This is a genomic window from Pseudomonas lopnurensis, assembly GCF_015070855.1.
Taxonomy (GTDB): domain Bacteria; phylum Pseudomonadota; class Gammaproteobacteria; order Pseudomonadales; family Pseudomonadaceae; genus Stutzerimonas; species Stutzerimonas lopnurensis.
This window is the reverse complement of record NZ_JADDIX010000077.1, coordinates 255,499-268,593: the sequence shown is the minus strand read 5'-3', so window position 1 is coordinate 268,593 and position 13,095 is coordinate 255,499. Positions and strand designations below refer to the sequence as shown.

9 protein-coding genes and 1 pseudogene are annotated in these 13,095 nt (G+C 66.0%); 7 read left to right on the top strand and 3 right to left on the bottom strand.

Translation table 11 applies throughout. The features are described 5' to 3' along the window. Window positions 1–157 precede the first annotated feature (157 nt). From IN820_RS16425 to tldD, 6 genes and pseudogenes are all read left to right on the top strand, one after another. A complete protein-coding gene (locus IN820_RS16425; protein ID WP_193681990.1) occupies window positions 158–1,312 on the top strand; it encodes a PEGA domain-containing protein in 1,155 nt (384 codons plus the stop codon). A 101-nt stretch (window positions 1,313–1,413) separates the two neighbouring features. Beyond that, entirely contained in the window at window positions 1,414–2,004 is a 591-nt protein-coding gene (locus IN820_RS16420) for a Maf family protein (RefSeq protein WP_193681989.1), read from the top strand. Between the two features lie 111 nt (window positions 2,005–2,115). Beyond that, window positions 2,116–3,573 carry a ribonuclease G gene (gene rng, locus IN820_RS16415; protein WP_193681988.1) on the top strand — a complete coding sequence of 486 codons (1,458 nt, stop codon included), beginning with the start codon at window positions 2,116–2,118 and terminating at the stop codon, window positions 3,571–3,573. Between the two features lie 40 nt (window positions 3,574–3,613). Then, complete coding sequence (locus IN820_RS16410) at window positions 3,614–7,411, top strand: YhdP family protein (RefSeq protein WP_193681987.1); 3,798 nt, start codon at window positions 3,614–3,616, stop codon at window positions 7,409–7,411. A 95-nt stretch (window positions 7,412–7,506) separates the two neighbouring features. Continuing rightward, window positions 7,507–8,352, top strand: a complete 846-nt coding sequence (locus IN820_RS16405) for a carbon-nitrogen hydrolase family protein (RefSeq protein WP_193681986.1) — start codon at window positions 7,507–7,509, stop codon at window positions 8,350–8,352. Window positions 8,353–8,354: 2 nt separating this feature from the next. Beyond that, window positions 8,355–9,793: pseudogene (tldD, locus tag IN820_RS16400) on the top strand (metalloprotease TldD). 125 nt (window positions 9,794–9,918) lie between these two features. On the opposite strand, the gene yjgA reads toward tldD, so the two are convergent. Next, on the bottom strand, window positions 9,919–10,440 hold the full coding sequence (yjgA, locus tag IN820_RS16395; RefSeq protein ID WP_207793660.1) for a ribosome biogenesis factor YjgA: 522 nt from the start codon (window positions 10,438–10,440) through the stop codon (window positions 9,919–9,921). 112 nt (window positions 10,441–10,552) lie between these two features. On the opposite strand from yjgA, the gene pmbA reads away from it, so the two are divergent. After that, entirely contained in the window at window positions 10,553–11,899 is a 1,347-nt protein-coding gene (pmbA, locus tag IN820_RS16390; RefSeq protein WP_193681984.1) for a metalloprotease PmbA, read from the top strand. 44 nt (window positions 11,900–11,943) lie between these two features. Here the strand turns inward: pmbA and IN820_RS16385 are convergent, their stop codons facing one another. Beyond that, window positions 11,944–12,216 (bottom strand): HPr family phosphocarrier protein, encoded by a 273-nt coding sequence (locus tag IN820_RS16385; RefSeq protein WP_193681983.1) that lies wholly within the window; start codon window positions 12,214–12,216, stop codon window positions 11,944–11,946. 15 nt (window positions 12,217–12,231) lie between these two features. Continuing rightward, the gene (gene rapZ / locus IN820_RS16380) at window positions 12,232–13,089 is read right to left on the bottom strand and encodes an RNase adapter RapZ (protein ID WP_193681982.1); all 858 of its coding nucleotides are present in this window, start codon (window positions 13,087–13,089) and stop codon (window positions 12,232–12,234) included. Between the last annotated feature and the right edge of the window lie 6 nt (window positions 13,090–13,095).

Sequence of the window (13,095 nt, the reverse complement as noted above, 5' to 3'; positions counted from 1 at the left end):
TGTGAACCGTCTTTTTCTGTGTGGTTTGTGTACTGCAGCAGGCCCTTGCCTTGAAGCTGTGGTGCATTTCTGGAATCATGCCGCCACTATGGCGTTGAGCTATTATCGGTTCCTGCCTTCTGATAGGCGACAAATACAACAGTACGGGCGAGTGGGTATGGAAGCTGACATTTCGATTTGTTCCAAGCCGGGAGGCTCGCGCCGTGCCCGTTTGTTGATGACCGGCGGCGGCGTGGCCGCAACCCTGCTGCTGACGTTCGTCGTGGGCAGTGCCTATTCCCAGGCCGACAACGCGCCGCAGAGGCTGCAACTGGCCACGCTCTCCGCCTCCGATGCCCTCTCTGCAGCCGCTCCCGCGGTCGCCGAAGCGATGGCCGACTCGCCCCGTGCCGAGCAACTGGCGGCGAAGATCGCCGAGCTCGACGCCATCCTTCTCGACAAGCAGAAGCTCGAAGACGACCTGCGCATCGAGAAGAGTGCGCAGGCTGCCGTGCAGTTGAAGCTGGCAAACACCAAGAAGCTCATCCGCATGGAGGTCGACGACTTCCTTGGCCAGAGCGCCGATCGCAGGCGACTCGACGAATTGCTCGACGAGCACAAGCGCAACGCCGAAGAGGCCGCCGCGGTCAGTGAGCGCGTCGATGCGCTGGAGAAGGATCTCGGCAGTCAGCACCTGAAGTTTTCCCTGGCCGCACGGGATGTCGAGCGCCTCAAGGCGCAACTGGCGGCCGAAATCCGTGAGCGCAACAGCAAGAAGATCCAGGCCGTGGCTCGCAAGCTGGACAAGACGATCCGCTTCGAACGATCGGTCTCCTTCCGCTGCTCGGCCAGCAAGAGTCTGGCCGACTGCCTGGCCGAGCACCGCAATGACGGCCAGATGTCGCAATGGGTACTGGAGCACTACCAGCGGGTGCTCGCCGAGGACATCCGCGATCAGGTCGCCGATCTGGCGCTGGATACCGGCTGGTACCGCTATCGCACCCGTACCGACTTTTCCCAGGCGAGCATGAGCCTGGATGGTACCGTCAATGCCCAGGTGAGCATCGAAGCGAACATCACCGCGAAGAAGATGATGCCCTGCGCGATTCTCGACGTGCCCTACGAGCAGTGCGACAGCAAGACGTATTCGCTGATCGTGCGCAGCAACAAGTACGGCGACCAGGTCCGCATCAATGACCAGGAGCATGGCGCGACACCGGTCTCGCTGATGCTCGACAGCGGCGTCTACGATATCCAGGTCACCTCCGGCGGCATCACCCAGAAGCGCACCCTGTCGCTCAAGGGCGACCAGGTGGTCAACTTCAAGTTCTGATTCGCAGAAGCCCGGTGTGCGCATGGCATGCCGGGCTTCTTTGCCTTCCTCGAGAAAACCGGATGTGCGACTCTGCTGCTTATTTTCGATAAGAGCTGAGTATGGCCGCACTGTTTCTCGCCTCCGCATCCCCTCGTCGTCGCGAACTGCTCACGCAGATCGGCGCGCCCTTTTCGCTGCTCGACGTCTCGGTCGACGAAACCCCGTCGCCGGCCGAGTCGCCTGAAGCCTATGTCGAGCGCATCGCGCGGGCCAAGGCGCAGGCCGGCCTGGTCCGCCTGGGTAGCCGGAAGGGCTGTGTATTGGGGGCCGATACCAGTGTGGTGCTCGATCAGCGCATTCTGGGCAAGCCCGTGGATCGCGCCGATGGCCTGGCGATGCTCGCCGCTCTGTCTGGCCGCGTGCATCGGGTGATGACGGCGGTGGCGCTGGCCAGTCGGACGACCTGCGACGTACGGGTGGTTGTCAGCGAAGTCTGTTTCCGCCCTATCGGCGAGGCCGAAGCCGAGGCCTATTGGGCCAGCGGCGAGCCGCACGACAAGGCCGGTGGCTATGCGATCCAGGGCTGGGGCGCGGTGTTCGTCAGCCAGTTGCGTGGCAGCTATTCGGCTGTGGTCGGCTTGCCATTGTGCGAAACCGCACAGCTTCTCGATGCCTTCGGTCTCCCTCGCTGGAGCCGACCCGGGTCGTAACGTAATGCTCAAACAGGCCACTAATGCCTGTGGTTGAGCCGCGCATGCCGTTAGAATCGAAGCCAACCACCAGCTTTCGCTGCCCGTATCACGCACCGGCCGAGAACAATAATGAGTGAAGAAATCCTGATGAACATCACCCCCATGGAATCGCGGGTGGCGGTGGTGGAGAACGGTGTCCTGCAGGAGGTGCACGTCGAGCGTACCCAGCGCCGCGGCATCGTCGGCAATATCTACAAGGGCAAGGTGGTACGGGTGCTGCCGGGCATGCAGGCGGCGTTCGTCGATATCGGCCTGGATCGCGCGGCATTCATCCATGCGTCGGAGATTTCCGCCCGCGAGGGCAATGCCGTCGAGCCGATCAACGCGCTGGTGCACGAGGGGCAGAGCTTGGTGGTGCAGGTCACCAAGGACCCCATCGGTACCAAGGGCGCGCGCCTCACCACGCAGTTGTCGATCCCCTCGCGCTACCTGGTCTATATGCCGCGCACCAGCCATGTCGGTATCTCCCTGCGTATCGAGGACGAGGCCGAGCGCGAACGGCTCAAGCAGATCGTCGCCGAGTGCGTCTCCGCCGAAGGCATCCAGGAAGTTGGGGGGTTCATCCTGCGTACCGCCGCCGAGGGCGCCGGCCGCGACGAGATTCTCATGGACATCCGCTACCTGCGCCGGCTGTGGGAGCAGATCGCCGGGCAGATGAAGACCGCCGGGGCGCCCACGGTGATCTACGAGGACCTGTCGCTGGCCATGCGCACGTTGCGCGATCTGGTCAACCCGCGGATCGAGAAGATCCGCATCGACTCGCGGGAAAATTTCCAGAAGGTCAGGCAGTTCGTCGGCGAATTGATGCCGGAGCTGGGCGACCGGCTCGAGCATTATCCGGGCGAGCGGCCGATCTTCGACCTCTACGGCGTCGAGGACGAGATTCAGAAGGCCCTGGAGCGCAAGGTGATGCTCAAGTCCGGCGGCTACCTGATCATCGACCCCGCCGAGGCGATGACCACCATCGACGTCAATACCGGCGCCTTCGTCGGCCATCGCACGCTCGAGGAAACCATCTTCAAGACCAACCTCGAGTCGGCGACCGCGATCGCGCGGCAACTGCGCCTGCGCAACCTCGGCGGCATCATCATCATCGACTTCATCGACATGGAGGACGAGGAGCACCGCCGCCAGGTCCTGCGTACCCTGGAAAAGCAGCTCGAGCGTGATCACGCCAAGACCAACATCATCGGCATCACCGAGCTCGGCCTGGTGCAGATGACCCGCAAGCGCACCCGCGAAAGCCTCGAACAGGTGCTCTGCGAGCCGTGCATGTGCTGCCAGGGGCGCGGCAAGCTGAAAACGCCGGAAACCATCTGTTATGAAATCTTCCGCGAAATCCTGCGCGAGGCGCGGGCCTATCAGGCCGAAGGCTATCGGGTCCTGGCCAACCAGAAGGTGATCGATCGCCTGCTCGACGAGGAGTCCGGCAATGTCGCCGACCTCGAAGCGTTCATCGGCCGCTCGATCAAGTTCCAGGTGGAAAGCATGTATTCGCAAGAGCAGTACGACGTGGTGCTGCTCTGAACAAGGCCGGCCAGGACCGGGACGATCGGAGCGTCTGCGCATGAACCGCTTCGCCGCCTTCCTCATCACCCTGTCGCGCCAGCTGCTCTGGATCGGCGCGGCGGGGCTGGTGCTGGCTGCGTTGTACGTCAGCCTGGGGCGGCAACTGGTGCCGCTGGTGGCGGAGTATCGCCTGGAGGTGCAGGAAAAGGCGCGCCAGATGCTCGATATGCCGGTGACGCTCGGCCGGCTCGAAGGACGCTGGGACGGCTTCGCGCCACGCCTGCTGGCGCACGATGTGCTGCTCGGCGAGGGCGACGGCGCGATGCGCCTGGACCGGCTGGCTATCGTGCCCGACCTGGCGAACAGCCTCTGGGCACGCGAGCTGCGCCTGAGCATGCTGGAATTCGAGGGCGTGCATCTGGCACTGGCCGAGGATGCCGACGGCAAATGGCGCGTCGACGGACTGCCGGAGCGCGACGAGCAGCCGTTCGATCCGCAGAAGTTGCTGACGGCGCTGCAGAAAATCGGTGGCCTGGCGCTGCTCGACAGCCAGATCACCCTGGAGCCCCTGGGCGAGTCTCCGCTTACCCTGACCTATACCGACCTCGGCCTGCGGGTCGACGGCGAGCGCCTGCGCCTGGATGGGCGCACGGTGCTGCCCGACGGTCAGCCGCTGGCGCTGCGCCTGCAGGCCCGGGTGCAGCCGCAGCGCTGGCGGGAGGCCGAGGCGGAGATCTATCTGAGCCTGCCGCAGAGCGACTGGGCGGCCTGGCTGCCCCGGCGGTTGACGGGCGACTGGCGCCTGTTGCAACTGCAGGCGGGCGGCGAGGCCTGGGCCAGCTGGCGCGCGCAGCGCTTGAACCGCGCCGTGCTGCGCCTGAACGTGCCGCAACTGAACGTGGCCCATGCCGAGCGTTCGCCGTTGCAGCTCGATGACCTGACGCTCGATGCCTACCTCGACCACCGCGAACAAGGCTATCGGCTGCTGTTCGACGGCCTGGCGTTCAACCTCGGCGGCGACCGCTGGGGCGATGCGCGGATCGTCCTGGAGCAGGACCAGGCGCAGCAGCGCTGGCGGCTGCAGGCCGACCGGCTGGGTATCGCGCCACTGGCCAGGCTGGTCCGCGAGCTGGCACCGCTGCCGGAGGTGGCAAGCGAGACGCTGGCGGCGCTCGAACCCCACGGAACCCTGCGCAACCTGCAACTGGATTACCACAGCGAGCTGGATTCTGCGCAACGCCTGCGCTTTGCCGCCAACCTGGATGCCGTCGGCTTCGGCGCGCACAACTGGATTCCGGCGGTAGGCAACCTGAGCGGCAGCATCCAGGGTGACCTCGCCAGCGGCGAGCTGCGCCTGGACAGCGAGAACTTCAGCCTGCACCTGGCGCAGCTGTTTCCCGCCCCCTGGGATTACCGGCAGGGCGGCGGCCGTCTGACCTGGCGGCTGGATGAGCAGGCGTTCACCCTGGCGGCGCCTTATCTGCGCCTCGAAGGCGAGGAGGGGCGGATTGCCGGGGATTTCCTGATCCGTCTGCTGCGCGATCCCGCGGCCGAAGACTACATGGACCTGCGGGTCGGGATCAGCCAGGGGGATGCCCGCTACACCGAGAAATATCTGCCGACGCGGTCTGCGGCACTGAGCCCGGCACTGTCGACCTGGCTCGAGGAGGCGATTCGCGGCGGCGCCATCGAGCAGGGCTATTTCCAATATCAGGGTGCCTTGAATAAGGGCGCGGCGGACAGTGCGCGGAGCCTCAGCCTGTACTTCAAGGTGCGCGACGCCGAGCTGGCCTTCCAGCCGGGCTGGCCGGCCCTGCGCGAAGGCAGTGGCGAGGTGCTGATCGAAGACAGCGGCGTGCGCGTGCGGCTCGCCGAGGGGCGGATTCTCGACAGCCGGGTACATGATGTGACGGCGGACATCCCTCATGCCGACAAGGGCCAAGTGCCGCGCCTGGCGCTGAAGGGGAAGGTCACCAGCAGCCTCGTCGATGGTCTGAAGCTGTTGCAGGAGGCGCCCATCGGCACCGGTGAGCTGTTCGCCGGCTGGCAGGGCGACGGCCCGCTGGAGGGCGCGCTCGATCTGCTGATTCCGTTGGGCGAGGGCACCCCGCGGATCGCCGTCGATCTCGTCACTCGTGACGCGACACTGCAGATCGACGAGCCGGAGCTCGGCTTCGAACAGCTTGCCGGGAGCTTCCGCTACGACACGCAGGCGGGATTGAGTGCGCAGGACATCCGTGCTCGGGTGCTGGGGCGGACGGTGCGCGGCAAGGCCGTGGCGACCGGTTCGCCCGGCAAGCCCGCCACGCGTATCGAGGCCCAGGGCAGCGTGGCGCTGGCACGTCTGTTCGAGTGGCTTGGCATGACGCAGCCGCTGCCGGCCAGCGGCGAGCTGCCCTACCAGCTCAGGCTGAGTCTCGCCAGCGGCGACAGCCAGCTACAGGTCGACTCCTCGCTGCAGGGACTGCGCATCGAGCTACCGGCCCCGTTCGGCAAGGCCGCCGGGGAGCGCCGCGACACCTCGCTGCGCATGACCCTGCAGGGCGCGCAGCGACGTTACGGGGTCAAGCACGGTGATCTGGCGGCGCTCGCCTTCGCCGCACCTGCCGGCAACTGGGCGGATGGCCGCGGCGAGCTGCGCCTGGGTCCGGGGGCGGCGAATCTGCCGACCCGCGCCGGTCTGAGGGTGCGCGGCGCGCTGGCGGAGCTGGACTGGAACGCCTGGCAGGCGGTGTTCGAGCGTTACGGCCAGGGCGAGCCGCAGCGGGCGGGCGGTTCGCTGTTGCGCCAGGTGCAGGTCGACATCGGCCGTTTCGAAGGTTTCGGCACCCGTATCGATGGCCTCGGCGTGGAGCTGCAGCGTGTTCCCGGCGCCTGGGCGCTGGACTTGCGCAGCCGGATCGTCAGCGGTGCCGTGCGCCTGCCGGATGCTGCGGACGGCATCGTCGTCGCCAATCTCCAGCACCTGCGCCTGCCGGCCGCGCAGGCCGGCCAGGGCCGGGAGCCACGGCCTGATCCGCTGGCAGAGGTGGACCCGCAGAGCCTGCCGCCGATGGACATCGCCATCGGCCAGGTTGCGCTGGGCGACGATCCGCTGGGTGCCTGGGCATTGAAGCTGCGGCCGGTCAGCGGCGGCGTCGAATTCCGCGATATCGATCTGAATCTCAAGGGGCTGAAGATCGGTGGCAGCGGCGGCTGGCGCGATGCGCAGACGTGGTACAAGGGGCGACTGGAAGGCGCCAACCTGGCCGACGTGTTGCTGGCCTGGGGCTTCGCGCCCTCGGTCACCAGCGAAACCTTTCGCATGGATGTCGATGGGCGCTGGCCGGGATCGCCGGCCTGGTTTGGCCTGGCGCGTTTTTCCGGCAGCATGCAGCCGGGACTGCGCAAGGGGCAGTTCGTCGAGGTCGAGGGCAGCGCCCAGGCGTTGCGCGTCTTCGGCCTGCTGAATTTCAATTCCATCGGTCGCCGCTTGCGCCTGGATTTTTCCGATCTGTTCGGCAAAGGGCTGAGTTACGACCGGGTGGGCGGCCTGCTGGTGGCGAAGGACGGGGTTTTCGACACGCGGGAAGCGATCAGCGTCAGTGGGCCATCCAGCGACCTGGAGCTGAACGGTACGCTGGACATGGTCCGGGATCGGATCGACGCCAAGCTGCTGGTGACCCTGCCGATCAGCAACAATCTGCCGCTGGCGGCGCTGATCGTCGGTGCGCCCGCGATCGGTGGTGCACTGTTCGTGGTCGACAGGTTGCTAGGCGACCGGGTCGCGCGTTTCGCCAGCGTGCAGTACGACGTCGAAGGTCCCTGGCAGGCACCGAAGATCAGCTACGACAAGCCATTCGAGAAACCGCAATAGACAGCTTCAAGCCGCAAGCTGCACGTGAAAAGCGACGGTGCACGATCCTGCTTTAACTTGCAGCTTGTAGCTTGCCGCTCGACGAAGGAGTCCTCATGTCCCTCGCCGTGATCCAGATGGCCAGTCAGGCCGATGTGGCAGGCAACCTGGCAACCGCCCGTCGCCTGCTGGAGCAGGCGGCCGCCGAGGGTGCGCGCCTGGCGGTACTGCCGGAGAACTTCGCCGCCATGGGCCGCAGCGACCTGCCGCAGCTAGGCCGCGCCGAGGCGGCGGGCGAAGGGCCGATCCTGCCCTGGTTGAAATGGGCCGCCCGCGACCTCAGGTTATGGATCGTCGCCGGTACCCTGCCGTTGCCGCCGGATGACCGTCCGCACGGCAAGCCCAACGCCTGCTCGTTGCTGGTCGACGACCAGGGGCAGCGGGTGGCGCGTTACGACAAGCTGCACCTGTTCGATGCGGACGTGTCCGACAGCCGCGGGCGCTACCGCGAGTCCGATGACTATGCGGCGGGGCAGCGGCTGGTGGTGGCCGATACCCCGGTGGGGCGCCTGGGCATGAGCGTGTGCTACGACCTGCGCTTTGCCGAGCTCTATGCCGCGTTGCGTGCGGCGGGCGCCGAGCTGATCAGCGCGCCCTCGGCCTTCACCACGGTAACCGGCGAGGCGCACTGGGCGAGCCTGATTCGTGCCCGTGCCATCGAGACGCAATGCTATATGCTGGCGGCCGCGCAGGGCGGTGAGCATCCCGGCGGTCGCACCACCCATGGCCATTCGTCTATCGTTGACCCATGGGGCCGGTTGCTGCGCGAGCAGGCGGCTGGCGAGGCGGCGTTGACGGCCGGCCGGGACGTGGCCGAGCAGGCCGCGATTCGCCAGCGCATGCCGGTGCAGCGCCACCGCCGATTTTCCGTACCGTGCCTGGGCACGGCCAGTTTGGAGTGAATATGAGTGAACTGCTGTTACCCGTCACCGAGCGACTGCTGACCCCCGGCGGCCTGGGAATCGACGATCTGCCGGGACTGCTGGGCGAACTCGCCGGTCCGGGCGTGGATGCGGCGGATCTGTATTTCCAGGATCAGGTCTCCGAGTCCTGGGTGCTCGAGGACGGCATCGTCAAGGAGGGCGGCTTCCACCTCGAGCAGGGCGTCGGCGTGCGGGCATTGTCCTTCGATAAAACCGGCTTCGCCTACAGCAACGCGATCACCGCCGATGCCTTGCGGCAGGCGGCGCAGGCTGCCCGCTCCATCGCCCGTGGCGGCCGGCAGGGGCGGGTGCAAGTGCTGTCGAAGGCGGCCTTCGCGCCGCTGTACGCTCGCGACGATCCCATGGACGGGCTGAGCCGTGCCGAGAAGGTCGAGCTGCTCAAGCGTATCGACGTCGCCACGCGGGCGCTGGACCCGCGCATCAAGCAGGTCACGGTGAGCCTCGCGGGCGTCTGGGAGCATATCCTGGTCGCCGGCATGGATGGCGGCATGGCGACGGATATCCGCCCGCTGGTGCGCTTCAACGTCAGCGTGATCGTCGAACACAACGGCCGNAACGCGGCGGACAGGGGGGCGGCGGGCGCACCGACTACCAGTATTTCCTCAGCGAGGACCGCGCCATGGGCTATGCCCGCGAGGCACTGCGCCAGGCGCTGGTCAATCTCGAGGCGGTGCCGGCACCCGCGGGCAGCCTGCCGGTGGTGCTCGGCCCGGGTTGGTCCGGCGTGCTGCTGCACGAGGCGGTCGGGCATGGTCTGGAGGGCGATTTCAACCGCAAGGGCAGTTCGGCCTATAGCGGCCGGATCGGCCAGCAGGTCGCCTCGAAGCTCTGCACCATCGTCGATGACGGCACCCTGGCCGGCCGCCGCGGCTCGCTCAGCGTCGATGACGAGGGCACGCCGACCCAGTGCACCACGCTGATCGAGAACGGTGTGCTCAAGGGGTATATCCAGGACAAGCTGAATGCCCGTCTGATGGGCGTCGCGCCCACCGGCAACGGGCGCCGCGAGTCCTATGCGCACCTGCCGATGCCGCGCATGACCAACACCTACATGCTGGCCGGCGAGAGCGATCCGCAGGAGATCATCCGTTCGGTGAAAAAGGGCATCTATTGCGCCAGCCTCGGTGGCGGCCAGGTGGACATCACCAGCGGCAAGTTCGTCTTTTCCACCAGCGAGGCCTACCTGATCGAGGATGGCAGGATCACCGCGCCGGTGAAGGGCGCGACCCTGATCGGCAATGGCCCGGAAGTGATGAACCGGGTGTCGATGGTCGGTAACGACCTGGCCCTGGACAGCGGCGTCGGCACCTGCGGCAAGGATGGCCAGTCGGTCCCGGTGGGCGTCGGCCAGCCGACGCTGAAGATCGACGAGATCACGGTGGGGGGAACGGGAGCCTGAAAGCAGCGGCAAGCTTCAAGCTGCAAGCCTCAAGAGAAAAGCTGCTTTTGCTTTTGCTTTTGCTTTTGCTTTTGCTTTTGCTTTTGCTTTTGCTTGCAGCTTGCAGCTTGCAGCTTGCAGCTGCTTTACCGCAGTCCGCGCTTGGTTTCGTCCAGGTTGCGGATGTACTTGAAGATCTTGCGGCTCGCCGCTGGCGGTTTGTTATGCGCCGCTTCGTGCTGGGCATGACGGATCAGTCCGCGCAGGTGCTGGCGGTCGGTCTCGGGGTATTCGGCGACGAAGGCTTCCAGGGTCTCGTCGTTGCCGGCAACCAGGCGATCACGCCAGCGCTCCAGGGCATGGAAGCGCTCGTTGTACTGGCGGGTCGAGGCGTCGAGCTGGTCGACCAGCGCCAGGATGGCGTCGACGTCCTGGTCGCGCATCAGCTTGCCGATGTACTGGATGTGGCGTTTGCGGGCGATGTGCGCCTTGTGTTTCGGCGCGTCGGCCAAGGCCTTTTGCAGGGCGTCGCTGAGCGGCAGGCGGGCGATCAGGTCGGGCTTGAGCGTGGTCAGGCGCTCGCCGAGCTCCTGCAGGGCGTGCAGCTCGCGCTTGACCTGGGATTTGCTTTTTTCGTCGAAGTCTTCGACGTCGGAGTATTCAGGCATGGGGATGGTCCAGTAGGAAATGCCGCCATGATAACAGCAGCCCCGGCGGCAAGCTTCAGAGGGAGCGCCGGCGGGTTGCACTTGATTCGAATGCAGTGGTTTGGGAGTGCTTATGAGTGAAGTAGAGGGCATCGGTCCGCACGCGCTGCCCGGTTTGCGCGAGAAGGTCGAGCGCATCATCGAGGAGGCGCGCCGGCAGGGCGCCAGTGCCAGCGAAGTGTCGGTTTCCATGGAGCAGGGGCTATCCACCACGGTACGCCAGGGCGAGGTGGAGACGGTCGAGTTCAACCGCGATCAGGGGTTCGGCATCACCCTGTACGTGGGGCAGAGCAAGGGCTCGGCGAGCACCACCGGCAGTGGCGAGGAGGCCATTCGCGAAACGGTTGCCGCGGCCCTGGCCATTGCGCGGCACGCCTCGGAGGACGCGTTCGCCGGATTGGCCGACGCGACGCTCATGGCCCGGGAGCTCCCCGACCTGGACCTGTACCACCCCTGGGATATCTCGCCCGAGCAGGCGATCGAGCGCGCGCTGAGCTGCGAGGGCGCCGCCTTTGCCTTCGATCAGCGCATCCGCAATGCCGACGGCACCAGCCTCAATACCCATCAGGGCTGTCGCGCCTATGGCAACAGCAATGGCTTCATCGGCGGCTACTGCAGCACGCGGCACAGCCTGAGCTGCGTGATGATCGCCGAAAGCGACGGGCAGATGCAGCGTGACTACCACTACGACGTCAGCCGCGTGGGCGAAGCCCTGGCCGATCCCCTGAGCATCGGCCGGCGCGCCGCCGAGCGTGCGGTGCGCCGCCTGGGCGCGCGGCCGATACCCACCTGCGAAGTGCCGGTGCTGTTCTCTTCCGACCTGGCGACCGGCCTGTTCGGCCACTTCGTTGCGGCGATTTCCGGCGGCAATCTCTACCGCAAGGCGTCGTATCTGGAGGATGCCCTCGGGCAGACACTGTTCCCCGAATGGCTGAGCCTCGACGAGCGCCCGCACATTCCGCAGGCCCTGGGCAGCGCCAGCTACGACGGCGACGGCCTGGCCACTTATGCCAAGCCGTTCGTCGAGAACGGCCGGCTGCTGTCCTATGTGCTGTCGACCTACTCCGGACGCAAGCTGGGCTTGCCGAGCACGGCCAACGCCGGCGGGGTGCACAACCTGTTCGTCAGTCATGGCGATGAAGACCAGGCGGCCCTGATTCGCCGCATGGGGCGAGGCCTGCTGGTGACCGAGCTGATGGGGCAGGGGCTCAATCTGGTTACCGGCGATTATTCCCGTGGCGCCGGTGGCTACTGGGTGGAGAATGGCGAAATCCAGTTCCCGGTGCAGGAAGTGACCATCGCCGGCAATCTGCGCGACATGTTCCGCCAGATCGTCGCGGTCGGCTGCGATGTCGAGACGCGCAGCAACGTGCGCACCGGCTCGGTGCTGATCGAGCGGATGACGGTCGCCGGGAAGTAGGTGCGGAGGTTGGGTCGGGCGCAGCGAAGCCCAACGAGCAATCCCTATTCGCCTTCCTCGAAATAGTCCTCGATCAAGGCGACCAGGGCCTGGAGCGCGTCTTCTTCCTGCTCGCCTTCGGTTTGCAGATGCAGGGTGGTGCCCTTGCTGGCGGCGAGCATCATGACGGCCATGATGCTCTTGCCATCGACCAGGCTGGCCGGGCAGCGGCCGACGCGGATGTCGCAGGGGTAGCGGCTGGCGATGCCGACGAATTTGGCCGCTGCGCGAGCATGCAGGCCGAGTTTGTTGATGATGGTGATTTCGCGGGCGGGCATGACGGCAGGTATTTCCTAGGCGAGGTCCCGATGGCGGACTTGCAGGTTCTTCAGCGGCTCTCTGAGTGCCTCGCCCAGCCGCTCGGCCAGATAGACCGAGCGATGGTGGCCGCCCGTGCAGCCGATGGCGATGGTCACGTAGGCGCGGTTGCTGGCGGCGAAGCGCGGCAGCCATTTGCTCAGGTAGGCGTGGATGTCCTGGAACATCTCGTCGACGTCGGGCTGGGCTGCGAGGTAATCGATAACGGGCTGGTCGAGGCCGGAGAAATCGCGCAGTTCCGCCTTCCAGTAGGGATTGGGCAGGCAGCGGACGTCGAACACCAGATCCGCATCGACCGGCATGCCGCGCTTGAAGCCGAATGACTCGATGAGAAAGGCGGTGCCGGGTTCAGGTTTGTTGAGCAGGCGCAGCTTGAGCACGTCGCGCAGTTGATAGAGGTTCAGGTGCGTGGTGTCGATCTTCAGATCGGCATGGTCGATGATCGTCGCCAGCAGCAGTTCTTCGTCGTGAATGGCCTCCGCCAGCGAGCGGCTCTCGTTGGTCAGCGGGTGGCGGCGGCGGGTTTCCGAGAAGCGCTTGAGCAGCGTTTCGTCATCGGCATCCAGGTAGATGATATCGCATTGGATGTGCCGTGCGCGGACCTCTTCGAGCAGTTCGGGAAAGCGTTTGAGCTGGCTGGGCAGGTTGCGCGCATCGATCGACACGGCAACCTGCGGATGCAGCAGTTCGGTATGCAGCAGCGCGCGCTCGGCGAGCTCCGGCAGCAGGCCCGCCGGCAGGTTGTCGATGCAGTAGAAGCCGTTGTCCTCGAGCACGTTCAGCGCGGTGCTCTTGCCCGAGCCCGAGCGACCGCTGACGATGATCAGCCGCATCTGGTT

What these genes read in the sequence shown, in the direction of transcription:
- IN820_RS16425 (WP_193681990.1), top strand. Translation starts at nt 158, where the DNA reads ATGGAAGCTGACATTTCGATTTGTTCCAAGCCGGGAGGCTCGCGCCGT.
- IN820_RS16420 (WP_193681989.1), top strand. Translation starts at nt 1,414, where the DNA reads ATGGCCGCACTGTTTCTCGCCTCCGCATCCCCTCGTCGTCGCGAACTG.
- rng (WP_193681988.1), top strand. Translation starts at nt 2,116, where the DNA reads ATGAGTGAAGAAATCCTGATGAACATCACCCCCATGGAATCGCGGGTG.
- IN820_RS16410 (WP_193681987.1), top strand. Translation starts at nt 3,614, where the DNA reads ATGAACCGCTTCGCCGCCTTCCTCATCACCCTGTCGCGCCAGCTGCTC.
- IN820_RS16405 (WP_193681986.1), top strand. Translation starts at nt 7,507, where the DNA reads ATGTCCCTCGCCGTGATCCAGATGGCCAGTCAGGCCGATGTGGCAGGC.
- yjgA (WP_207793660.1), bottom strand. Translation starts at nt 10,440, where the DNA reads ATGCCTGAATACTCCGACGTCGAAGACTTCGACGAAAAAAGCAAATCC.
- pmbA (WP_193681984.1), top strand. Translation starts at nt 10,553, where the DNA reads ATGAGTGAAGTAGAGGGCATCGGTCCGCACGCGCTGCCCGGTTTGCGC.
- IN820_RS16385 (WP_193681983.1), bottom strand. Translation starts at nt 12,216, where the DNA reads ATGCCCGCCCGCGAAATCACCATCATCAACAAACTCGGCCTGCATGCT.
- rapZ (WP_193681982.1), bottom strand. Translation starts at nt 13,089, where the DNA reads ATGCGGCTGATCATCGTCAGCGGTCGCTCGGGCTCGGGCAAGAGCACC.